The sequence below is a fragment of the Gottfriedia luciferensis genome, assembly GCF_002156865.1.
Taxonomy (GTDB): domain Bacteria; phylum Bacillota; class Bacilli; order Bacillales; family Bacillaceae_G; genus Gottfriedia; species Gottfriedia luciferensis.
This window is the reverse complement of the sequence record NZ_NCTA01000017.1, coordinates 1-22,344: the sequence shown is the minus strand read 5'-3', so window position 1 is coordinate 22,344 and position 22,344 is coordinate 1. Positions and strand designations below refer to the sequence as shown.

Annotated in this window: 26 protein-coding genes; 3 read left to right on the top strand and 23 right to left on the bottom strand. The window is 30.8% G+C overall.

Annotated elements, in window-relative coordinates:
- Window positions 1–3: 3 nt before the first annotated feature.
- From B7R67_RS13115 to comGA, 7 genes are read right to left on the bottom strand one after another with little or no spacing between them, the layout of a single operon-like run.
- Window positions 4–405, bottom strand: a complete 402-nt coding sequence (locus B7R67_RS13115) for a hypothetical protein (RefSeq protein WP_088071126.1) — start codon at window positions 403–405, stop codon at window positions 4–6.
- Window positions 374–808: a competence type IV pilus minor pilin ComGF gene (gene comGF, locus B7R67_RS13110; protein WP_158095102.1), complete on the bottom strand. Its 435-nt coding sequence runs from the start codon at window positions 806–808 to the stop codon at window positions 374–376. The genes B7R67_RS13115 and comGF overlap by 32 nt, the downstream gene beginning before the upstream one ends.
- The gene (locus tag B7R67_RS22175) at window positions 789–1,118 is read right to left on the bottom strand and encodes a pilus assembly FimT family protein (protein WP_158095101.1); all 330 of its coding nucleotides are present in this window, start codon (window positions 1,116–1,118) and stop codon (window positions 789–791) included. The genes comGF and B7R67_RS22175 overlap by 20 nt, the downstream gene beginning before the upstream one ends.
- Window positions 1,102–1,578 (bottom strand): competence type IV pilus minor pilin ComGD, encoded by a 477-nt coding sequence (gene comGD / locus B7R67_RS13105; protein WP_088071122.1) that lies wholly within the window; start codon window positions 1,576–1,578, stop codon window positions 1,102–1,104. The genes B7R67_RS22175 and comGD overlap by 17 nt, the downstream gene beginning before the upstream one ends.
- Window positions 1,544–1,840 (bottom strand): competence type IV pilus major pilin ComGC, encoded by a 297-nt coding sequence (gene comGC, locus B7R67_RS13100; protein WP_235822163.1) that lies wholly within the window; start codon window positions 1,838–1,840, stop codon window positions 1,544–1,546. Before comGC ends, comGD begins: the two co-directional genes overlap by 35 nt.
- A gap of 11 nt (window positions 1,841–1,851) precedes the next feature.
- The gene (gene comGB, locus B7R67_RS13095) at window positions 1,852–2,844 is read right to left on the bottom strand and encodes a competence type IV pilus assembly protein ComGB (RefSeq protein ID WP_158095100.1); all 993 of its coding nucleotides are present in this window, start codon (window positions 2,842–2,844) and stop codon (window positions 1,852–1,854) included.
- A 43-nt stretch (window positions 2,845–2,887) separates the two neighbouring features.
- A complete protein-coding gene (comGA, locus tag B7R67_RS13090) occupies window positions 2,888–3,946 on the bottom strand; it encodes a competence type IV pilus ATPase ComGA (RefSeq protein WP_088071116.1) in 1,059 nt (352 codons plus the stop codon).
- Between the two features lie 362 nt (window positions 3,947–4,308).
- Here comGA and B7R67_RS13085 point away from each other — a divergent pair, with 362 nt between their 5' ends.
- Window positions 4,309–4,551: a DUF2626 domain-containing protein gene (locus tag B7R67_RS13085; protein ID WP_088071115.1), complete on the top strand. Its 243-nt coding sequence runs from the start codon at window positions 4,309–4,311 to the stop codon at window positions 4,549–4,551.
- Window positions 4,552–4,580: 29 nt separating this feature from the next.
- Here B7R67_RS13085 and B7R67_RS13080 read toward each other — a convergent pair whose 3' ends face one another.
- Together B7R67_RS13080 and B7R67_RS13075 are read right to left on the bottom strand one after the other, a co-directional pair.
- Window positions 4,581–5,714 (bottom strand): SAM-dependent methyltransferase, encoded by a 1,134-nt coding sequence (locus tag B7R67_RS13080; protein ID WP_158095099.1) that lies wholly within the window; start codon window positions 5,712–5,714, stop codon window positions 4,581–4,583.
- 9 nt (window positions 5,715–5,723) lie between these two features.
- Window positions 5,724–6,350: an MBL fold metallo-hydrolase gene (locus B7R67_RS13075; RefSeq protein WP_088071111.1), complete on the bottom strand. Its 627-nt coding sequence runs from the start codon at window positions 6,348–6,350 to the stop codon at window positions 5,724–5,726.
- A gap of 158 nt (window positions 6,351–6,508) precedes the next feature.
- On the opposite strand from B7R67_RS13075, the gene B7R67_RS13070 reads away from it, so the two are divergent.
- On the top strand, window positions 6,509–6,685 hold the full coding sequence (locus tag B7R67_RS13070; RefSeq protein WP_088071109.1) for a DUF2759 domain-containing protein: 177 nt from the start codon (window positions 6,509–6,511) through the stop codon (window positions 6,683–6,685).
- A 90-nt stretch (window positions 6,686–6,775) separates the two neighbouring features.
- Here B7R67_RS13070 and B7R67_RS13065 read toward each other — a convergent pair whose 3' ends face one another.
- The 14 genes from B7R67_RS13065 to B7R67_RS13000 all read right to left on the bottom strand — a co-directional run bounded on the left by B7R67_RS13065 (window position 6,776) and on the right by B7R67_RS13000 (window position 21,692).
- Complete coding sequence (locus B7R67_RS13065; protein WP_158095098.1) at window positions 6,776–7,732, bottom strand: M14 family metallopeptidase; 957 nt, start codon at window positions 7,730–7,732, stop codon at window positions 6,776–6,778.
- A gap of 86 nt (window positions 7,733–7,818) precedes the next feature.
- The gene (locus tag B7R67_RS13060) at window positions 7,819–9,726 is read right to left on the bottom strand and encodes an LTA synthase family protein (RefSeq protein WP_407920399.1); all 1,908 of its coding nucleotides are present in this window, start codon (window positions 9,724–9,726) and stop codon (window positions 7,819–7,821) included.
- A 277-nt stretch (window positions 9,727–10,003) separates the two neighbouring features.
- Window positions 10,004–10,975 (bottom strand): ROK family glucokinase, encoded by a 972-nt coding sequence (locus B7R67_RS13055; protein WP_088071104.1) that lies wholly within the window; start codon window positions 10,973–10,975, stop codon window positions 10,004–10,006.
- A gap of 52 nt (window positions 10,976–11,027) precedes the next feature.
- A complete protein-coding gene (locus tag B7R67_RS13050; protein ID WP_088071102.1) occupies window positions 11,028–11,237 on the bottom strand; it encodes a YqgQ family protein in 210 nt (69 codons plus the stop codon).
- Window positions 11,238–11,332: 95 nt separating this feature from the next.
- A complete protein-coding gene (locus B7R67_RS13045) occupies window positions 11,333–12,115 on the bottom strand; it encodes a M15 family metallopeptidase (RefSeq protein WP_088071196.1) in 783 nt (260 codons plus the stop codon).
- Between the two features lie 128 nt (window positions 12,116–12,243).
- Window positions 12,244–13,191 carry an L-lactate dehydrogenase gene (locus tag B7R67_RS13040; protein ID WP_088071100.1) on the bottom strand — a complete coding sequence of 316 codons (948 nt, stop codon included), beginning with the start codon at window positions 13,189–13,191 and terminating at the stop codon, window positions 12,244–12,246.
- A 195-nt stretch (window positions 13,192–13,386) separates the two neighbouring features.
- Window positions 13,387–13,950 (bottom strand): 5-formyltetrahydrofolate cyclo-ligase, encoded by a 564-nt coding sequence (locus B7R67_RS13035; RefSeq protein WP_088071098.1) that lies wholly within the window; start codon window positions 13,948–13,950, stop codon window positions 13,387–13,389.
- A gap of 281 nt (window positions 13,951–14,231) precedes the next feature.
- The gene (rpmG, locus tag B7R67_RS13030; RefSeq protein ID WP_056475024.1) at window positions 14,232–14,381 is read right to left on the bottom strand and encodes a 50S ribosomal protein L33; all 150 of its coding nucleotides are present in this window, start codon (window positions 14,379–14,381) and stop codon (window positions 14,232–14,234) included.
- A gap of 85 nt (window positions 14,382–14,466) precedes the next feature.
- A complete protein-coding gene (locus B7R67_RS13025; protein WP_088071097.1) occupies window positions 14,467–15,453 on the bottom strand; it encodes a sugar phosphate nucleotidyltransferase in 987 nt (328 codons plus the stop codon).
- A gap of 106 nt (window positions 15,454–15,559) precedes the next feature.
- Complete coding sequence (gene phoU / locus B7R67_RS13020; protein ID WP_088071095.1) at window positions 15,560–16,213, bottom strand: phosphate signaling complex protein PhoU; 654 nt, start codon at window positions 16,211–16,213, stop codon at window positions 15,560–15,562.
- A 24-nt stretch (window positions 16,214–16,237) separates the two neighbouring features.
- Window positions 16,238–17,065 (bottom strand): phosphate ABC transporter ATP-binding protein PstB, encoded by an 828-nt coding sequence (pstB, locus tag B7R67_RS13015; protein ID WP_088071093.1) that lies wholly within the window; start codon window positions 17,063–17,065, stop codon window positions 16,238–16,240.
- 321 nt (window positions 17,066–17,386) lie between these two features.
- Entirely contained in the window at window positions 17,387–19,540 is a 2,154-nt protein-coding gene (locus B7R67_RS13010; RefSeq protein ID WP_088071091.1) for a peptidoglycan D,D-transpeptidase FtsI family protein, read from the bottom strand.
- A gap of 100 nt (window positions 19,541–19,640) precedes the next feature.
- Window positions 19,641–20,858: an MFS transporter gene (locus tag B7R67_RS13005; RefSeq protein WP_088071089.1), complete on the bottom strand. Its 1,218-nt coding sequence runs from the start codon at window positions 20,856–20,858 to the stop codon at window positions 19,641–19,643.
- 225 nt (window positions 20,859–21,083) lie between these two features.
- A complete protein-coding gene (locus B7R67_RS13000) occupies window positions 21,084–21,692 on the bottom strand; it encodes a superoxide dismutase (protein WP_088071086.1) in 609 nt (202 codons plus the stop codon).
- A 312-nt stretch (window positions 21,693–22,004) separates the two neighbouring features.
- Between B7R67_RS13000 and B7R67_RS12995 the strand changes: the two genes are divergently transcribed.
- A complete protein-coding gene (locus B7R67_RS12995; RefSeq protein ID WP_088071084.1) occupies window positions 22,005–22,217 on the top strand; it encodes a hypothetical protein in 213 nt (70 codons plus the stop codon).
- Window positions 22,218–22,344 lie beyond the last annotated feature (127 nt).

Below are 22,344 nucleotides of genomic sequence, written 5' to 3'. Positions count from 1 at the left end.
ACCTTAGTCTGTCCAATCATACACTTGGTTTGTACTTTTTTTATATTTGAACTGTATTACATGTTTTTTAATTTTAGAATTGCTACTCGTCAAAACTACAAAATAATCATCATACGTTAATGACTTAAAATTCCATACAATTTTTGTATTATTATAATACTTTATTATATTTGATTGAAGTGGAATTTCACCATGTTTTAAGTCGAATATCGCACGAGAATATGCCCGATCAAGTTTATTTTGATTACTTGTGAAATGATAAAATGTATTAATTGAATAAAACATATCGATTTGTATTAGAAAAAAAATTAAAAGAATGTTTATACTAATTATTGTATAAGGTAAATAAATTCCTCTTTCTTTATTCTTTTTATCAATCAATAAATAATCGAATAGATTTTTCATAAATTCCCCCTTTTAAATCAACTACTTTTATGAAAATTTGCTTTTTACTTATTTGCTGAAACTCTATACTTCTAATGTTTTGCAATACAATCTCATGTCCTGTACCAAGCTTTTGTCTCCTAATAATGGTGGCGTATTTTCGATAACTACTTGTAACGTGAATTGAATCTTCAAAAATTAACATATCAGAGTAAATTGTAAAACTAATACTTTTGTTTGCCTCTTTTTGAACTTCTTTTATAAAATTATCCCATTCTAATTTATTAACTGATTCGAATTGATTATTTCGATTGACAAAGCTTTTCAAACTAGAAGTCGTTATTGAAATAATAATTATAAAAATTATTAGTGAAAAAAGTGTTTCAAGCAGTGTAAAACCTTGTTCATTCCATAATTTCTTCACATAATTCACTTTCCTTTTTCCGATTGAACCATGAAACACAAATCTTCTCTGAATTATTTGTTCTATGCATTTCAACTGAATACTCTTTACCATTTCTCATAAAAGTCCCTTCGTTAAATTCATCTCTGTTTAAAACATAGAGGTGAAACAGATCAGTTAACAAGTCATCTGCATTATTTCTTAGTATTAAGGCTTCTTTTTTTTGCAGAATTAATGAAAGTGAAGGAACAATTATGCTGCAAAAAATAATTAATAGATTTAATGAAATCACTGCTTCGATGAACGTAAATCCTTTATGATTTTTTATCATATTTAAATCGACCGCTTCCTAAGTAAATCGTTACAACGTATTCAATTTTTTTATACTTAACTGAAATTGTACCTGAATTGGAAATATTACCATCGGAGTTATATCTTAATGGAGGTCTTAAAGTTAGATAAGTTACCGAAATTGCTTGATCATAATTTCGAATAACAATTGGGGGATTTAATAAATTATCTTCAATTTCATATTTGCCTTGATAAAAAATAATTCTAGTTGGAATTTGTTTCAAAACTGCGTTTCTCTGTGCTAGAAATAGATCATTCTGAAGCAATTGTATAAATAAAGTTATTTTTTGACTATCTTCAATCTTTTGGACTTGTCTGATTGGAAGAATTAGTAAAACCATCATTAAGGAAAGGACTATTAACATTTCAATTAGAGTAAATCCTAATGAATCTCCAATATGCTTTTTAAGGAAGTGATACAGTACCATTCGTTTTATCATAAGAAAGCTCTAATTTATTTTTGCATTTGAAAGTTGTTATATAGCCCTGTTCTTTTAATACTGTTAAACTGTCTGGCAATTGATCATTATCTAACCGATAAGCTTCAACACTTGATTGAACCATTTTTTGCAATGCTGCACATCCTTTCGTTTGGATTGTATCCTGTTGTTTTCCTATATTTGGTATAACAAGCAACAATAAAATTGAAATGATTAATAATACTACAAGCATTTCAATTAAAGTAAATCCTTTTTCATTCACAATTAACCCTCCTAAATATTGTTCATTAATTGAAACATTGGAAATAAAATTGCGATATATAATGATAAAATACTTGATGATATTAAGATGAAAATAATCGGTTGAATCGTTTTAATTGAGCGTTGAAAATAATCTTCAATACTATTTTTTAAATAGTCCGCGTAATCACTAAGTTCTTTCTCAAGAGTACTATTGTTCATTCCATGATCTATCACGAATATTAAATCTTTATGAAATGCACATTCATTCATCAAAACTTGCTGCATTGAGTTTCCGTTACTAATTTGCTTGTACATGACTACTGCTTTTTCCTTTATAAATGTTCTACTATCATTATTTTGCATAGTTTTTAAAGCATCGATAATAGGAAATCCAGCATGGAGCAAAATACTCAATTGCATTGAAAATTCATAGGTATTCATCATAATTAAATATTTTTTTAGTAATGGTATTTGAACTAACTTCTCCATTCGCTCAATTGGATTCAACTTCTTTAAAGTAATAAAAAAACCTATAACAATTAAGCCTATAATGAAAACACAGATAAACATAATTGAGGGTAAACTTTTTATAAATTGAAGATAAATATATGAAAATGAATTCTGATTAGATTGAAACGTAGAAAATAATATTTCATATTGAGGAATAACAAAACTTCTAAACACTGTTAAAATTAATAACAAAATCGTTATTAAAAATACTGGATAGCCCATAATCTTACGTAAGTAGTTTCGATGTTGAATTTTTTTCGTTAACATGAAGCTTCCTTCTCTTAATGCAAATGATAGATCCCCATGTTTTTCAGCATAGTACAAGTAAACAAGAACATCTGGATGAAGTATTAGCTCTTTAGCAAAATCAACAAATGAATTACCTTCGATTAATAATAATTTTGCATGATTGACTGAATCATTAAGTTCCTTTGGAAATTGGATTGATAAGAACTCAATTGCTTGAATGAGGGGATAACCTTTTTGTAATAACTCCCCTAAAATTTTTAACAATCTTGCCTGCTCATATAAATTAAGCTTTCTTTTAAAGAACCTTTTAACCATATAACAAGCTTCTATCCAAAGAATTACAATCAATATAGCCAAGAGCATACCCTTTAATGATTTGATTATTTAATGTACTAAATTGAGCTTCCTCCTGAATCCCTCTAAACTCATTTATTACAGAATTGAGCGCATTACCGTAAAGTAATTCGTATACACCCAATCTTCTATTTCTTCGTTTTACAAAACAACTTGGATCACATTCACCTTCACAAAAACGACATTTCACAGGCACTAATCTTTGTGAAACGATTGCGACCATAGCTTGAAATAATTCTTCTTTAGGAATACCGAGTTCTAACATTCTATACAAAGCACCTTTTGTATTTTTTGAATGGATTGTTGTTAATACTAAGTGCCCTGTTAATGCAGCCCTTACAGCAATTTTTGCTGTTTCTTCATCTCTAATTTCCCCAACCATTACGATATCAGGATCAGACCTTAAAATAGCCTTTAAACCCGTTGAGTATGTTAAGCCTGCTTTTTCATTTACTTGAACTTGGAAATATTCATCTGATTTTCTTTCGATCGGGTCTTCTAAAGTAATAATATTTCTTTCAATATCTTTTTTAGCTGCATGTAAAAGTGAATACAATGTAGTTGTTTTCCCACAACCTGTTGGCCCGGTAATCATCATTAACCCATGGGAATGGTGTAATAAAGATAAAAGCTTACGAGTTGTAGATGGGAATAATGAAAGCTTTTCAATTGGAGTAATCTTTTGTTGAGGATGAATCCGAATAACCATTGATTCATCAATGATTGATGGAAGTGTTGCCAAACGGAGTGATAGTAAAATATCATTGATTTGAACAGCTAAAATACCAGTTTGCGGTTTCCTAATTTCTCCTATGTCCATACTACCTAAAAATTTCAAATGCATGATGATTCTCTTTGATTCATCTGAACTAATTCGTTGAATAAACTTTAACTGCCCATCTATCCGAAAAAAAATTTCAACATCGTCTTTTTTAGGTAATAAATGTATATCAGACGCTCCGAAGTGACAAGCCTTTTTTAAAAGTTGTTCGACTATTTTTTCAACTGACATATTTTGTAGTCCCCCTTTCTTATGAAGCAATTATATTTTCATCATTCATTTAGTTCAATTCATGAAAATTTTGAAATTAAACGAAAAATTCAATTTTGCCAAAATTTTTCTTACGAACTACCTTTTAATTTTTCAAAATAATTTACTAGAAATTCAAAATTATGTTGTAAAAAAAAATGTAAATTAATCAAAAAATAATCTACATAGCGCATAGAAAATAACAAATTAAGAAAAATTATATTGGATAAGTACTTTCATTAGGTTTGGATCAGGTAAGATTTGTAATAATACATTGTTTACAATTGTAACTTCCTTATTTTATAATAATGAATGGGTAGAAATTTTTTATGGGGGGATTTAGAATGGATCGTATGTTTCGCGTTCTAGGATTCTGGACAGCAATCTTTACGATAATGTTCTTTGTTGGACATATGTCAGCAGCTGCACTTATTTTTGCATGTCAAACAGCATTTTTCGTAGTATTAGGCTATCTAAAACTTTCTGAGCGTATGTACATCTATATCTTTGGCGCATACTTAACTGTGTTCTTTGTAGGATTTACATATTATAGTACTTTCTTATTAGTACCTGGCTTCGGTGAATAATAAGAAAACCAGTCAATTGACTGGTTTTTTTATTTGAATTCATTTAATGAAATTAATTCTTTAATTTTGATCTGTTGTTCTTCAGTCATTCCTTTTGTTTGTAATAACATTTGGAATGAATCACTTATTCCACCAGGCATTATTAAAGATTGGACAGCTCTATTTTGTTTATACTCAATTGAAAATGGATTTGATTGAGCATGTGGTATTAGCCAATTTAACACACCGAAATCAAGTAAAGCATTTCGTTGGTTAGAAAAATACAGATTTTCAAGCTTACTTTCCATACCCAGTCTTTTTAATTCGTCCCAATGGATATGAGTCGTTAAATCCATATCACCTAAATTTTCTAATATATTTGATTTCATTTCATGTTTATAATAGCCCCGTAAACTTCCTTTAATACGATGTGGTGCATCCCATTCTTCTCGAGTAAAACCATAGTCAACTGTTAAAATAATTCCTTGGTCGAGTTTCGATTGTAACAAATCGAATACTTTTCCCATACTAACCGGAATTTCAACTCTTTGTCCATTTTTCCCTTGAAATTTATTTTGAATAAGAAATTTATGAATATCATCATCAAGGATATCTATGAGTCGCTCTTTAAGATTATTTTGTTCATCTATCGTAATAATGACTTCCTGCCATTGACTTTCGTCATTAAATTCTACGACTCGAACTGGTAGGGCATCGAACAACTCATTTGAAAAAATCATCCCATTATTGATTTTTTCAATTTTTATTAAATTCCTAAAAAATTGGACATTAGAGAAATTCTTCAATTTTTCTTTTTGTAATGATTGATGATATTTACTTTCATCAATTATATGATAGATCAAATCCTTAAATATCGCAGTTTCATTTTTTTCACAATACGCAAGAAAAGAGGAGGCAAATTGACCGTTTCCACCACCGATTTCTACAAATAAAGGATCGATAAGTTTTTGTTTTACAAATCTACAAAACGTAGCTGCAATTACTTCACCATAAATTGAACCGATCGAACTTGAAGTGTAAAAATCACCTTTTCGCCCAATTTTTTCAAGATCCTTCTGATAATATCCTTTATCAGGATCATATAATACTTTTTCCATAAATTGTTCGTATGTAATAAAATGATCTTTACTTTTATTTATTTCATTCAGAATTAAGTTTTTCATAATCATTCCTTAAAAAAATGGGTTATGTTTTTTCTCATCGCCAATCGTTGTATTTGGACCATGGCCACTGCAAACAACAACATCATCGGGTAGCGATAATAGTTTTCCTTTAATACTTTTTATTAATTGTTCGTGATCACCGCCTGGTAGATCCGTTCTTCCAATACTTCCTTGAAATAGAGCATCACCTGAAAATACGGTTTTGATCTCTTTACAATAAAATGAAACACTACCTGGTGAGTGACCTGGAGTTTCGAATATTGAAAATAAGAATTGACCGATTTCCATTTTCCCTTCTTTTTCAATTAAATGATCAGCTTCTCTTGCAAAGATTGAATGGTTTCTCATAAAAATTTCTGAGCCATTTTTTTGGCCATCAGTTAACCAATCAGCTTCATATTTATGAATATAAACGGGTATATTATACTCATCACGCACATCATCGACAGCCCCGATATGATCAAAGTGAGCATGTGTTAAAAGGATTGCTAATGGCTTTAATTTATTCTCTTCAATCACATTAAAAATAATATCTGCTTCATCACCTGGATCAAAAATAACAGCTTCATTCAAATCATTACTTATGATATAACAATTTGTTTGTAAAGTACCTAACGGTAATTGAAAAACATTCATTTTAATACCCTGCTTTCTTTTATAATCTATCTAATACTATATCATAATTTTGTTTTAGTCCTAAAATCAAATAGACAATTGTTCATAAAAGTTTTACAATAATAATGATGTGATAGCAAACAGGGGTTGCTTGAAGAAATTTTTATAGGGGGTTAACAATGGGTACAGTTATTATTTTTATCCTAGTAGCTATTTTATGTGTTCCAGCATTATTCGGATCTTTAAAGAACAAAAATTTATTAGCTATTTTATTTTCCGGTGCTACATTAGTTCTATTTGCTTGGTTTGCCATTATGACAATTTTACATAACGGTTATCCACCAGAACATCTATAATTTTTTTCGTTTTCTAAAAAATCTTTTTCTACATATAGAAAACATACAAAAAAGCTGACATTTGTCAGCTTTTTTAATTTATTTAAAGTCTTATTTATATAATTGGCTTTTTAAAAATGGATTCAAATAATAATTTTCTAAATTAAATAATGAAGCCAACAATATAGGAAATGTTTCTGCAAAAATGGATTCAAACATTGAAAGTGGTAAAGGATTAATCCCTTTACCTAATTCAAGTGTAAATCCTGGTTTTCTAAATTCTTGTATAAACCAATCCTTGTATCCTGCATGACTATCAATCGTTTTTACTGCCCTGTAAGGACTTATACTCGAAAAATAGTTAGCATAGACTTCTGATATTGGCGGTTCAAGATGATTATACCCCCAATAAAATTCTCTTCCTTGCGTGTGTAATGCTAAAATAAGATCAAATTTTCTTTCAATGGCTAAATTACTCATTGCTATTGCTTCTGGTTCAGTTAAAGGTGCATCACCTGGATAATCTCTAGGTGCAAAAGTTTTTGGTTTTTTTCTTTCTTTTTCAATCTCCCAATTGGCAGGGAATTGATTATTAAGATCAACGCCTCTAATGTTTGCCTTCCAGCCTGTAAAACCTTCATTTCCTTCGTTAATTTGATTGACAAAACTAAAATATTCTTTATTCTCAACATGTTCATTAATAACTAAGTTTACTCCATCCGGATTGACCATAGGCACAATCGATAACGTATTTTGATTAAATAAATCCAACAATTCTTTATGAAATGGTAATTCTTTCAATGTAATGGTCTGACAAAGCCATCCAATCATTTTGATAATGACACAAGTTGTAATCCATTCATTAGCATGAAATGAACCATTCCAATGTATCTTTCTTTCTCCTACTCCAAATACAATCTCATAAATAGGTTGATTTAATACACTTCGACCAATAATGTTTAATTTCAAAAAGGGATATTCTCTTATTAGTATACTCAGGTCTTTTTCAAGTTCATTAAAATCATATTTTCGCGGAATAAAAGGTATTGGATGAATAATTGGAAACAATATTTTCACCTCACTATTACTTTCTAGTTAATTGTATGTAATGAAAAAAAAGAAAAGCACTTCCATTAAGGAAGTGCTTTTTTGGTTTATTCAAACTTAGTATCAGCTTTGTTATATTTAACTTCGTAGAATCGAAGTAAATCTTTATAAATAATTGAGTTTGAATACTCAAGTGATTTATTTGCTTTAGCTAAATCTTCTTTAGGTGGTTTTTGTCCTTTTAATTCTTCACCAGTATTTGGATCATACATCTTCTCACCAGTATAAATATATTTATCAGTAACAATTGTTCCATCACGGAAAACTACAAAGTTTTTGTGTTTTGGAGAGAATATATCATTACCAAAGTTGATTGATGTTTTATTTGGATCTTCACCTAATAAGTTTAAGATAGTAGGTTTTACGTCAATTTGACCTGCAACTTTATGAATTGTTTCACCCTTCGTTTGTCCAGGTACATGGATAAAGAATGGAACTTTTTGTAATTTCACATGCTCAGCAGGAGTGATTTCTTGACCTAATACTTCACTCATTGCACGGTTATGGTTTTCAGAAATACCATAGTGGTCACCATACATAACAATGATTGTATTATCGTATAAACCTTTTGCTTTCATTTCTTCAATAAAGTGTTTAATTGATTCATCTAAATAACGAACAGTTGTTACATAATTATCTACAGTTTGATCCCCTGTTTTCAAACGAGGAATCATTAAATCTTCATCGTTTAATTCGAAAGGATAATGGTTTGTTAAAGTAATCATTCGGTTGTAGAACGGTTTTGGCTCAGCAGCCATTTTGTCTACAGCTTGTTCAACGAAATATTTATCTTTTAATCCCCAGCCAACTGAAGTTGCTGCAGATACTTTAAAATCAACTTCATTATAATAACGATCGTAGCCTAGACTTGGATACATCATATCACGGTTCCAGAACGATTTATTATTTGAATGCATTACTGATGTGTAATAGTTTTGATCCTTTTTAAGAATTGCTGGTGTAGCTGTAAACGTATTACTACTGTTAGTAAAGTATACAGCACCACGATCTAATGGGAATAAACTATTATCAATTAAGAATTCAGCATCAGATGTTTTACCTTGTCCAGTTTGGTGGTAAAAATTATCAAAATAATAACTTTCTTTTGTAAATTTATTTAAGAAAGGAGTTATTTCTTGTCCATCAACTTTTCGACCAATTACGAAATTTTGTAGTGATTCTAATGAAACTACTACGACGTTTTTTCCTTTATATTTACCATGTAATTGTGCATTCACACCTGTATCGTTTGCACGAATAAAGTTTTCAATACCAGCTAATTGACTATCATCAGCCATCGCTTTTTGAGCAGATGTTTTTGATTGAATAACCATATCATATAAATGGTAATTGTATAGACCTAAGAATTTTACAATATACTCTCTATCAAATGAACGCGTTAATAATTGTGGACGCTCAGTTTCTGCTAATCCAAGGTTAACTAAGAAAATAGCTACCGCTGCTAAGAAATATGCTGTTCTTGCTTTTGCTCTAATGTTTCCAGTTGTAAAGAATTTTTTACCCCAGAAATAATTTACTGCAATTAGGATAAAAATATCTGAGAAAGCTAAGATCGTTTTATAACTGATCATTGCTTTCACACTTGAACCTAAATCGCCAAAGTTCTGTGTCATAAATAATACTGGAATCGTTACGAAATCGTCAAAAAATGAATAGTAAGCTGTGTCAGCAACTAATATTAATGACATGATAGAACTAATCCAAATAATTGCTCTATTTCGTTTAGGACCTTTTGCAAACAGACCTATACCTATAAATATTAATAATGAAGATATAGGGGCAATAATTAAAATAAACTCTTGCATTGAATTTTCAATTTCTAAATCAAAAAAGAACTGACTTAATAATGTTGCTTTAATCCATAAAAGGAATACTGCAAGTAAAGGAAAACCAAAGTTTTTAAAAAACCACATATTCTCTTCCTCCTCTTTCAAAACTACTAATCTATATCTATACTTATACAATGTTTGTCATTTCACATATCTATGTTATTGGTGTTCATTACCAAGAATTTTTGGTTTAATTACAATTAATACATTTCTGAATTTTCGTAGTTGAATCGAATTAAAAAATTTTGACGCACCTTAGGTTTTTTCTAACGTCATTCAATTTATCACATAACTACTTCATCGTCAAATAAACTATTTTTTTTATTAATTCAATCTAATAAACATAATAAGGTACTTCAATTAGAAGTACCTTAAATATAAATTAAATTTCATTAGTAATAAATTTTTTGACTAAATATGCTGCTCCAATTGCACCAGCATCATTACCTAATTGAGCGATTGAAAGTTTTGTCGATTCGCGTACAGTAGTAAAAGCAAATTCATCAAAATATTTCTTTAGTGGCTTTAATAACAATTCCCCAGCATTTGATACACCACCACCGATAATAATGTTTTCCGGATTTAACGTATTCCCTACTCCAGCTAGCACTAACGCTAAATATTTCATTACGTAATGAATGATTTCTTCAGCAACTTCATCACCTTTAGCATATGCCTCAAAAACATGCTTAGTTGTTAAAGGTCCACCATTCGACATTTCTTTTAGAATCGTATCTTTTGTTGTTTCTTGTAGTTTTTCATTTGCAATTCTTGCAATTCCAGTAGCTGAAGAAATTGTTTCTAAGCATCCAATCTTACCACAGTTACATAATACTCCATTTTCAAGTTGAACTGTTATATGACCAATTTCACCAGCCGATCCACTGATTCCATGCGCTACATCACCATTTACAATAACTCCTCCGCCAACACCAGTTCCAAGTGTTACCATAACTACATCTTTTGCGCCATTACCTGCACCTTTCCACATTTCACCAACAGCTGCAATGTTGGCATCATTATCTACAATGACCGGAATTCCAGATTCTTTCTCTAATATTTCTTTTAGTGGAAAATTAACCCAACCTAAGTTAACTGCCGCAAATATTAGACCATCTTCTAATCGAACTGAACCTGGAGCACCAATACCGATACCAGCTACGTCATCTTTAGTTTTATTCAACTGCTTAAGTTTTTCTTCTATTGCTAATGTTATTGTTTTTGGGATTTGCTTCCCACTATCTGATTTATCCGTTGGAACTTCCCATTTTTCTATAAATTGTCCGTCATTTGTTAATAATGCCAATTTAATACTTGTACCACCTAAATCTACACCTACAATCAATTTTTCCATACGACTCTCCCTCTGCGGTGAAACCGCTTGCATATATGTCTAAAAAAAACGATTACTTCAAATCGTTTAATTTTTTTATTTCATCAAACTCTTTTTTTAGTATTAACGTAGCTACTTGTAAATCTTTACTATCAAGAATATTTGCTAGAAATAGTTCTTTAAGTTCATCTTGCATTAACATCAAGTCAGCTTGACGATCCCCGGTATAAATAATGGTGCCATAATTCTTTAGAAATTGTTGAATATCATATACGGATTTCATGCTTAACTCCTATTATTTTATCTTCTAAATATGTATTTAGTATAAGTTGGAAACAGTTGCTCGTCAATGTGAAAAAGCAAACAATCCGTTTAATTTCAATGTGTTTTTTTCTTTTTTGGTTTCATCACTTCCTCTAAAACCAAATCTTTTTTATAAAGATAAGTGGCATATTTAATACCAATATATCTAATATGCCATGGCTCATAATGATATTCCGTAATATTTACTTTATCCTCAGGATATCGGATTACAAAACCATATTCATGCGCATGATCTGCTAACCAAGCACCTTCTTTTGTTTCGCCAAATTCCTTCTCAAGCTTATTTCCAAACTTAGGAGATGAGACATCCATTGCTAATCCAGTTTGATGTTCACTTGTACCTGGTACTGCACTATATGAGTGTGTCCACTCTTCTCCATGAATTTGAATGTAATAATTATATAAGCTTTGCTGTCTATCAAATGAACGATAGGCAGAAACTGGCGTTAGTTGGATTCCATCTTTTTCAGCACGTTCAAATAGTTTTTCTAATGCATGAGCAGCTTCTTTCCTCATTAAAGTCTTAGCCTTGTTTACTCCATGTAGTGGAACAATCGGATAAACTAAATCAGTCGGTTCATATCCATTAGGAAGCTTTCTTTCTTTATTCACTAAAACTAAATTTGACTTTGGATTTGTAACCTCTAACAAGCCATCTTCAGCTTCTGTGGAGGTGTTATCATAATTTGGGAATTTTGGTGCAGTCGCTTCTTTCTTGTTTTCAGACTTATGTAGTATGAAATCAAAGTTATTTTGTTTTCTAACTAAAAGAGCTAGTCCAACAATAAATAATGTTATTAAAATCAAAATAAATTTTCGATTTGTTTTCTTTTTCACTTTTCTCAAAAGAATCTTCCTATCTGTTTGTTATAATAAGTTAACAATATCGAATGTTTAAGCATTTTTCAAATATCAAGAAATATAATAAGACCTCTTTTAAAAGAGGTCTTATTTTGTAGATATATTTATAAAATAGGCGTCATCGTTTTTCTTAAAGTATCAACTGAATTTTTAAACTGACGTTGTTCTAGTTCATTTAAATCAAGTTCAACTATTTCACGAATTCCACCACGATTAATAACTGCTGGAACTCCAATGTAAATATCATTTTCGCCGTATTGTCCCTCTAAATATGCAGAAACAGTAATGATACTATTTTCATTTTTAAGGATTGCCTTAGTTAATCTCACTAAGCCCATTCCAATTCCGTAATATGTTGCACCTTTTTTCTTAATAATATGATATGCAGCATCACGTGTATTTAAAAAGATTTCATCAAGCTCTCTTTGACTATACTTTGGATTTTTCTTTAGAATTTGATTAATTGGTTGAGTCCCTACAGTTGTTTGTGACCAAACTGGAAGCTCACTATCTCCATGTTCACCAATAATATATCCGTGGATGTTTCTTGCATCTACATTAAAATAATCTCCAAGCATATATCTGAAACGTGCAGTATCTAAACTTGTACCTGATCCAATAACTCGTTCTTTCGGTAGACCAGAGAATTTCCAAGTTGCATATGTTAGAATATCTACAGGATTTGTAGCAATTAAGAAAATACCATCAAAACCTGATGCCATAATATCTCCTATGATTCCTTTAAAAATGGCACAGTTTTTAGCTACTAAATCCAAACGTGTTTCACCTGGCTTTTGAGCAGCACCTGCTGTAATAACAACTAAATTTGCTTCTTTACAATCGCTGTAATCTCCAGCCCAAATTTTTGTTCTTGAACTAACAAAAGGTAGACAATGACTTAAATCCATCGCATCGCCTTCAGCTTTGTCTTTATTTAAATCAATCATAACTAACTCTTCCGCAACACCTTTATTTAACATACCGAAAGCATAACTCGCTCCAACTGCTCCAGTTCCGATAAGTGCAACACGATTAACTTCTTTGTGTAACATATAATCCACCTCTTCATGTGTAATAAATGTGTTAGTATATTTGAGACATTTTTATTATATATGTATATCAGCAAAAAGTTTGTGAAACTTTTTACAAATTTGTTACAAAAAATTTTATAAATGTTTGTATCTATTTAACACTAGCGGTAATTGTCTTATATATTTTCAAACAAATCGTGTTTACTTATGCACTTTTTAAATGACTTGTATACTTTTTGTTTCAGTATAAATAAATGGAATTTTGATATCGTGTTTTTCAATTGGTATATTTTCAATCATTTGGACGTCATAAGCTAAAGCAGCTAAATAGTTATTGTATCCTACTAAAAAGCGATCATAATACCCACCGCCATATCCTAATCGTTCACCGTTATATGTAAAAGCTACTCCGGGTACAATTACGAGATCAATTTCTTCCTTACTTATTTTCTCACATTTCATTTCAATCGGCTCCTGAAGCCCAAAATAGCCTTTTTCCAGATCATTAAAAGAGTTTATCTTATAAAATTGCATTTCTTTTGTTTTATGATTGCATTTTGGTACAACAACGGTTTTTTTTGCATCCCAACAAGCAGTTATAAGATATTTAGTGTTTATTTCATGTTCCATTGGAATAGTAGTAGCTATAATATCAGCACTTTTCCAAAAATCTGTATTAATCAACCTATCAATAATTTGCTTTGATTTTTGTTCTCGATTTTCAATTGTAATTGTATTCAAATTTTTAATCATGGCGTTTCTGATTTCTTTTTTTTCCATAAAAAACCCTCCAGCTTGATTAATGAACGATTAAACGAAATTTTGTTCTTTTTAGATTATAAAGAAAAATTGTTAATATTCGATTAAATTTAATGATATTCAACACCAAAAATCAAATACTTTATTTTTTGCACACTTAAAAAATGTTGAATTCCGATACATGATACAACATTTTAGAGAACTTTATTGATTTCCTCTAAATAGTTCCTGTCCTATGTGCTTTCCTGCTCTTTCTGTGACTCTGATAAATATAAAAAAAACAGTAGGAATATTCCTACTGCTTACTTTGTTTCGCGATGAACTGTAACTTTTTTAAGTCTTGGGCAATATTTTTTAAGCTCAAGACGGTCTGGGTTATTACGTTTATTTTTAGTAGTGATATAGTTACGATCTCCGCATTCTGTACATGCTAATGTAATATTTACGCGCATTTTATTTTCCCTCCTGACATAGTGACATAATCAGACTTGTATATAATAACATTCTTTCGCGATAATTTCCATAGTTTTTATTGATTCAATGCATTTCTTTTGATATTTTTTTTATTGAATTATGTATAAATTTATTTTCATAATTCAGAGTATATTTTTGAAATACTGCTTGATGATGTAAAACACTACCTTGATCGATTCGAATATTAGAACTTATTGAAACATAAGGACCAATTATACAGTTTTCTTCGATTGTCACATCATTACCTATAATAACAGGTGAAACGATCTTGACATTATTATTAATGGTTACATGTTCACCTAAGAAGATTCGTGGCAAAATTTGAACAGCAGGAATTGGAAGATTTAATTTTTCTTCAATCCAATCTATGTTAAGCTTTGCAAACCGCCTTGGCGTCCCATAATCAATCCAGTATCCATCTAAATGATGTGCATGTAATCTAATATTTTCTTTTAGCAATAGAGGGATTAAATCATTACTTATGTCAAAATAACAATTATCCGGAATATGCTTTAATAGTTCAGGATTCATAATATAAATTCCTGTATTTACGAGTTTACTAATTTCATTTCCTTCGTTTGGTTTTTCTACAAAGTCGATTATTTGTCCATTTTTTACTTTTACATTCCCATATGAACCACAATTATCAACTTGTTTTACAAACATAGAGAAATCACTTCTATTTTCAAAATGAATTTTAATTGCTTCCTTAATATCTCCGTCGAATAAAATATCTCCGTTTACTAAAAGAAATGGCTCTTTCAAATAATGGTTAGAAAGTCTCAAACATCCCGCAGACCCCAAACTTTTTTCTTCTATAATAAAATCGATTAAAACATTTTTTAATTTCATCGCATTGATTGTTTCAATAATGGCTTGCGACATATAGTGAAGTTGGATAATAAATTCGTTAAATCCTAATCTTGTTAAATGAAGTAATAAATGTTCAATAGCCGCTCTATTTGCAATTGGTAATAGTGGTTTAGGTATGTTGCTAGTAATTGGTAAAAGCCTTTGACCGTATCCTCCAGCTAAGATAACAACTTTCATTCATACCACCACCCCAATATTTTATACTCGTTAAAGAAGTATGCTTCATATTACATATTTATGACAAAAGGGTGTTCAGGAGATAGTTATCTGAACACCCTAATTATTATTGATTTAATAAATAATGCTTACCTTTAACTAAATAATAAATATTCTCTGCAATATTTGTTGCATAATCTGCAATTCTTTCTAGATATCTACAAATAAATGCCATTTGCATAATATTGGCAACATGCTCTGGAGAATCTGCAATGCTCGTCATCAATGTTTGAACAGTAGTTCCATAAAGTTCGTCAACATTGTCATCAATTTCACCGATTTCTTTCGCTGCTTGCAAGTCCTCTGTTCGATATGCCTCAGCAGCTTTTGACAACATTTCTAAACCTAACGTATGCATTTTTTCAATATTTTCTAAAGGTAGATTTTCTTGACGACTACGAATACGGATTGTCGATTTAGCAATATTAACTGCGTAATCAGCAACTCGCTCTAAATCATGTGCAATTTTTATAGCCGTTAAATTTCTTCTTAAATCAACTGCAACTGGTTGTTGTCTTGTAATAATGACTACGATTAATTCATTAATTTCTTTTTCTAATTTATTAATACGATCATCTTCATCAATTACTTCTAATGCCATTTCAATATTTTCATTACGAAAAGCATCCATACTTTTTATAACTGCTTTTTGTGTTTTTTCAGCTAGTTCAATGATCATTGCCTGTAATGTTTTTAAATCTGCTTCAAATTGATTTCTCATAACTAGTCACCATTACCCCTTCTATTAACCGAATCGTCCAGTAATATAATCTTCAGTTCGTTTGTCTTTAGGTGTTGAGAATAATTTATTTGTTTCTGTGAATTCAACAACTTCGCCACTTAAGAAGAATGCTGTTTTATCTGAAACACGTGCAGCTTGTTGCATGTTATGAGTAACAATAATAATACTAAATTCTTTCTTCAAATCATGAATTAGTTCTTCAACTTTCAAAGTTGAAATTGGGTCTAAAGCAGAAGTAGGCTCATCCATTAAAATAACATCTGGCTCAATAGCTAAACAACGGGCAATACATAAACGTTGTTGTTGTCCTCCTGATAGTCCATATGCATTTTCATGTAAACGATCTTTAACTTCATCCCAGATCGCTGCACCTTTTAAACTTTTTTCAACAATTTGATTTAAAGTAGCTTTATCTTTAATACCATGAATTTTTGGACCGTAAGCAACATTTTCCCAAATCGATTTAGGGAAAACGTTTGGTTTTTGGAACACCATTCCTACATGCGTTCTTAATTCTTCAACAGGATAGTTTTTATCAAAAATATCTTGATCACGGTATAGAATTTTCCCTTCTGTTCTTACAGTAGGAACTAACTCAACCATACGATTTAATGTTTTTAAATAGGTTGATTTACCGCAACCACTTGGTCCGATAATCGCTGTTACTTCATTTTCATAAATGCTTAAATTAATGTTTTTTAAAGCTTTATCTTGTCCATACCATAAATTTAAATTTTGTGTATCATAAACAATTGATTTGTTTAAGTTTGTAGTTGTCTCTTCAGTATCACTATTTTGAACTTCATTCTCTCTTATTAATGTAGTCGTCATAACTTCATGTCCCCTCTCATCCTAAAGGAATCTTTCTATTTACTAGTATCAATTTATTAACTAAACAATATCTAACATTAAAAATCGTTTTAAATTAGTAATACATTACATCAATAATCATATTCTCAAACTATTAAAACCGTTTTAACCGAATGTAAAGATTATGTAAAGAGTACGAATATACTCTTAGAATATTAAAAAGTAACTTTAGACGATGACATTAATACCTAAAATTGGAACCCTTGTCGAGTTTTCTTTGCTTGAAAATTTATTTTAATGTACATAAAAAAAGAGAAGGATTATGTCCTTCTCTTTTTTTCATTATTGATTCTTATTTTGCGTATTATCAGTAGTATTTTGTGTGTCAACATTATCTTTTGGCTCATCAGTAGTTTCTGATTGTCTTTCTTTTTTCAGTTTAAAATATTCATCCATGATTCCACGACCAATATATTTATTAACTGGGGCTTGGTCACTTTGTAACCAAGGAACTACAACTGAAAAAGCAATTTCAGGATTGTCATATGGAGCATAACCAATCAGTGTTAAGTTATACGTTTTTTGAGGACCATTATATTTTTTACGATCTGGTCCATCGTATACAGATTGGGCAGTACCTGTTTTACCTGCAATTTTATAATCTACTCCTAAGAAGTAAGGACGGGCAGTACCACCTTGTTCATTATAAACTTTATAAAAACCTGTCTTAACACGATCGATGTATGAATCTTTCATATCAATTCGATTTAATACTTTTGGTTTGAACTCTTGTCTTATTACCCCTGAGTCATCACCAATTGAAGGTTGTCTTAGTTCCTTTGCAACATGTGGCTGAATTCTGTAACCGCCATTTGCGATTGTCGATACATATTGAGCTAATTGTAGTGGTGTATACGTATCATACTGGCCAATCGCCATATCAAGTAAGAAACCTGGACTCTTATCTACACCTTTAAATCCGATTGCTTCATTTGGTAAATCAATTCCCGTTTTAACGCCAAGTCCAAATTCACTAAAACTATTACGGAAAGTATCAAAAGCTCTTACATCTATGTCTAAAGGTTTATTCTCAACATAATGCGCATGTCCGATTGCCATTGCTGTTCGGAACATATATACGTTTGAAGATCTCTTTAACGCATCTAAATCACTGATCCATCCCATATTTTTATAAGATGCTTTTACAGGTGTACCTGCAATTTTAATCGGTGTATCGAATTGACGTTGACCAGGTGTAATTGCACCTGTTTGATAACCAGTTAAAACAGTTGCACCTTTTACGGTTGAACCCATCTCATAAGATGAAGTAAGATTTCCAGTTGCGTAATCGACTACTTTTAATTTCCCTGTTTTTTTGTCTTTCACAATTTGTTTACCTGACATTGCTAAAATTTCACCCGTTTTCGGGTTCATCATTGTTACAAATGCTCTATCTAAGTATTTACCATTTGATGTAGCTTTTGCTTTTAAAAGTTCTCTTTTTACAATTTCATCAACTTTACCTTGAAGGTCAATATCAATAGAAAGTACAAGATCACTTCCCGGTTCACCTTCTGTAATAACTTTTGTATCAACAACATTTCCATTTGAATCAATTACATTTTGCGCTTTACCTTTTGTACCACGTAAAACATCTTCATATTGTTTTTCAATATAACTTTTTCCTACGCGGTCATTACGATCGTAACCACGTGCTAAATAATAATCAACGTTCTGAGCAGGTAATCCTTCTTTTTCTGATGTAATATTTCCTAAAATTGTTCTGAAAGTATCTTTATAAACGTACTTTCGTTCCCAATCAGTCGTTACATCTACACCTGGTAGCTCGTCCAAATGTTCACTAACTCGAGCATACTCTTCCTCAGTAACTCCCTCACTTTTAATAGATTGCGGAGTTAATGCATAACCTACGCTCATTTGCTTGTAAATAGCAAGAATTTGCAAGTCTTTTGCACTTAGTGAATCAATATCAGCTTGTGTAATTTTATCAAGTTGCAAATTATAATACGCTTTATTGTAACCTGCATCATCATCTTTGAATTCTTTTTTTAATTTTTTATCTTCCTTTTTTGAAACTAGTTTTTTCGCCTCATCTGGATGATTAAGTAACCAATAATCTTTTTTATCTCTTTCCATTATCTTATCAACTGGCATACGAAGATATTGAGTTAATTTTGTCGCCATCGTTAAAAGCTCACCAGATGTCGTACCTTTTTTTCTTGTATACGTAATAGTACGTAAAGGTGTATTATCTACTACAACCTTCCCATTACGGTCTAAAATTTTCCCCCTAGGTACGGATTGATCGACGGTCATATTTTCTGTTCGTTCTAATTCTAATTTATAGTCTTCACCTTTAACAATTTGTACAACACCTAATCTTAGAATCAATAAAGAAAATAGGACAAACACAAGAAAAAATAGTGTATTAAGCCGTGTTGGTAATATGATTTTATATTTCTTAGGTTTATTCATTTTTTCTCCTCTTTTTTCTACTAATACTAAATATCATTTTTTGATTGATTTTGAAATAGAATCACAGCTATATTTTTGACAAATTTGTGAAAACATCAGGTTAAGCATGTTTAAATTCCATTTTCCTCATAACAAAGTAGACCAAAAAGTGTCCTGTACCAAATAAACACATCAGTACTGGAATGACTTGCTTTGGTGGAAATAAAGCAGTGCACACAATAAAGATTGCGATTGAAAGCATTCTACCACTGTTTAAATACACTTCACGTATGACAATATATTCAACTCTATATTCCCTGGCCTTATACGATTTTCCTATTATATCATATGTTAAAGATAAGTAAGGTACTAAAATGATTGGATATGCTAAAGAAATTATTGCACCGTAAATAATTAATAATGTAAACGTTACTTTAAAAGCGATTACAAAAACAGCAATAAATAACAAAAAACCGCCAAAGAATATTGATTTCATTCTATAATTTTCTTTAATTAGACGTGTAACAATATAATATGTAATAAAACTAATTAATGAAGTTATTAATCCATACTTTCCTAAAGCAAATTCACTTCCAGTTGATAAGAAAATATAAATTGAAATAACAAACATAAAAATACCTTCTCGAATGCCTTGGAAAAAATTAGCATAAGTTACTTTACGCCAATTTTCATTTAATTTTCTTTCTAAAATCACTCTCTTCAGATTAAATTCACTATCAAGTTCTCTTCTAATTAAGAAACAACTTAATACTACTGCACATACAAATAAAATTACCGCTGCCAAAAACACAAAATGATAGCCCTTATTTCCAATCATAGATGAAATTATTGCACCAGCTATAAATGGTCCAAGCATTCCAGTAAACGAACTAATAAGTCCTAAGAAACCATTAAAGAATTGTCTAGTATCAGGTTCCGTAACTTCAAACGTTAGCAAATTAAATGCTAAATAATAGCACCCATTTCCTATTCCTAAGATCGCACCTATTAATACTGTCGCGAGTAGTGTTTTCGTTTCAAATAACAGTACAACAATATAAAATATCGCTAAAAAAGAAATCCCTACTCTTAAAATAACCACTCGATCAATTGTTTTGGCTAATCTACCAGCAATAATAAATGTAAGAGCTTGAAAAAATGCAATCGAAAATTGGTAAGAGGCAATCGGTAAATAATCATGTGATTGCTTCCATAAATAAACATTTACAAATGTACTCGCAAGAGCTGTCGCAAAAGTAAATAATCCACCAACACTTAATAATAAAATCAAATCTCTGTTTAAATCCACATCACCTATTAAAAATTTCCACTTACTCATAAAAAACTCTCCTTTGTCTCATGAACTAGTTTTCCGAGTAAAAGAAAATTTATCCTTTTTAAATAAAGAAAACTCGTCAAGTGACGAGCATGTCTTTTAGGCGAAGGCAGAGATGTAGTTGATACTACGCCGAATACTCTTCAAATTTACCAATGTATACTTTATTAAAACTCAATAAAAAAACACTACCTAGATAATCTAAGTAGTGTTTTTTATAATTAAAAATTATTTTGCTGCTTGGTATAATTCTTCTACTTTTTCCCAGTTTACTACGTTCCAGAATGCACCAACGTAATCAGGGCGTTTGTTTTGATAGTTTAGGTAGTAAGCATGCTCCCATACATCTAATCCTAAGATTGGTGTTTTACCTTCCATTAATGGAGAATCTTGGTTAGCTGTGCTAGTCACTTCTAACTCACCATTATTTACTACTAACCATGCCCAACCAGAACCGAAACGAGTTAATGCAGCTTGAGTGAAAGCAGCTTTAAACTCATCTAAGCTACCGAATTTAGCGTTGATTGCTTCTGCTACTTCTCCAACTGGAGTGCCAGTACCTTCTGGAGTTAATAAAGTCCAGAATAAGCTGTGGTTAGCGTGACCGCCACCATTGTTACGTACTGCTGTACGAATACCTTCTGGAAGTGCATCTAAGTTTGAAATTAATTCTTCAATTGAAGATGCAGCTACTTCTTTACCTTCTAAAGCAGCATTTAAGTTTGTGATATATGTATTGTGGTGACGAGTGTGGTGAATATTCATAGTTTCTTTATCAAAGTGTGGTTCTAAAGCATCGTACGCATAAGGTAATTGTGGTAATTCAAATTTTGACATTGTAAAATTCCTCCCAAGAATATAGTAAATTTCAATTTAAAGTTATCAAATAAAAGGAAAGATTTCAATAGTAATGCTCAGAAAAGGGAAAGAATGTTAAATTGTTTATTTTTTGGCAATTATACATTACATTTAAGACACTATTTTTGACTTAAATTTCACTTATGTTTACAAACCAAAACTAGGATCTCGATATTCGTTTGTTCAAAAACGAAACTCACTTTGTTAAACATTTCACAAATTTGATACAGACAAATGCATATGAACGTATTACCATATTCTTATAAAAAAATAGAAAGAAGGGAACGACGCATGACAACTGTATTAGGATCAACTAAAGAAGGAAAATTAATGCACAAAATCGGGAATGGTTACTATCGATATTCAAAATTAACCAAAGAAGAACTATCAACTTTAAATCTACTCGTACAAGCTGGAAATGCGAGCGTCCTTAAAAAAGGAAAAGGCTATGCAGCCCTCATTAAATTAACTGAAAGAGGAAGAATGATTTGTAACGAACATTAACAACAAAAAAGTCCGCGATAGATTAAATCTATCGCGGACTTTTTCTAATTCAGTAAGGAGTAAGAGGGATTCGAACCCCCGCGGGCTGTTACACCCCTGTCGGTTTTCAAGACCGATCCCTTCAGCC

Excerpts from the sequence above, each read along its gene's own strand:
- B7R67_RS13115 (WP_088071126.1), bottom strand. The coding sequence starts at position 405 with ATGAAAAATCTATTCGATTATTTATTGATTGATAAAAAGAATAAAGAA.
- B7R67_RS22175 (WP_158095101.1), bottom strand. The coding sequence starts at position 1,118 with ATGATAAAAAATCATAAAGGATTTACGTTCATCGAAGCAGTGATTTCA.
- comGD (WP_088071122.1), bottom strand. The coding sequence starts at position 1,578 with ATGATAAAACGAATGGTACTGTATCACTTCCTTAAAAAGCATATTGGA.
- comGA (WP_088071116.1), bottom strand. The coding sequence starts at position 3,946 with ATGTCAGTTGAAAAAATAGTCGAACAACTTTTAAAAAAGGCTTGTCAC.
- B7R67_RS13085 (WP_088071115.1), top strand. The coding sequence starts at position 4,309 with ATGGATCGTATGTTTCGCGTTCTAGGATTCTGGACAGCAATCTTTACG.
- B7R67_RS13080 (WP_158095099.1), bottom strand. The coding sequence starts at position 5,714 with ATGAAAAACTTAATTCTGAATGAAATAAATAAAAGTAAAGATCATTTT.
- B7R67_RS13075 (WP_088071111.1), bottom strand. The coding sequence starts at position 6,350 with ATGAATGTTTTTCAATTACCGTTAGGTACTTTACAAACAAATTGTTAT.
- B7R67_RS13070 (WP_088071109.1), top strand. The coding sequence starts at position 6,509 with ATGGGTACAGTTATTATTTTTATCCTAGTAGCTATTTTATGTGTTCCA.
- B7R67_RS13055 (WP_088071104.1), bottom strand. The coding sequence starts at position 10,975 with ATGGAAAAATTGATTGTAGGTGTAGATTTAGGTGGTACAAGTATTAAA.
- B7R67_RS13050 (WP_088071102.1), bottom strand. The coding sequence starts at position 11,237 with ATGAAATCCGTATATGATATTCAACAATTTCTAAAGAATTATGGCACC.
- B7R67_RS13040 (WP_088071100.1), bottom strand. The coding sequence starts at position 13,191 with ATGTTACACAAAGAAGTTAATCGTGTTGCACTTATCGGAACTGGAGCA.
- B7R67_RS13035 (WP_088071098.1), bottom strand. The coding sequence starts at position 13,950 with ATGGAAAAAAAAGAAATCAGAAACGCCATGATTAAAAATTTGAATACA.
- rpmG (WP_056475024.1), bottom strand. The coding sequence starts at position 14,381 with ATGCGCGTAAATATTACATTAGCATGTACAGAATGCGGAGATCGTAAC.
- B7R67_RS13025 (WP_088071097.1), bottom strand. The coding sequence starts at position 15,453 with ATGAAAGTTGTTATCTTAGCTGGAGGATACGGTCAAAGGCTTTTACCA.
- phoU (WP_088071095.1), bottom strand. The coding sequence starts at position 16,213 with ATGAGAAATCAATTTGAAGCAGATTTAAAAACATTACAGGCAATGATC.
- pstB (WP_088071093.1), bottom strand. The coding sequence starts at position 17,065 with ATGACGACTACATTAATAAGAGAGAATGAAGTTCAAAATAGTGATACT.
- B7R67_RS13010 (WP_088071091.1), bottom strand. The coding sequence starts at position 19,540 with ATGAATAAACCTAAGAAATATAAAATCATATTACCAACACGGCTTAAT.
- B7R67_RS13005 (WP_088071089.1), bottom strand. The coding sequence starts at position 20,858 with ATGAGTAAGTGGAAATTTTTAATAGGTGATGTGGATTTAAACAGAGAT.
- B7R67_RS13000 (WP_088071086.1), bottom strand. The coding sequence starts at position 21,692 with ATGTCAAAATTTGAATTACCACAATTACCTTATGCGTACGATGCTTTA.
- B7R67_RS12995 (WP_088071084.1), top strand. The coding sequence starts at position 22,005 with ATGACAACTGTATTAGGATCAACTAAAGAAGGAAAATTAATGCACAAA.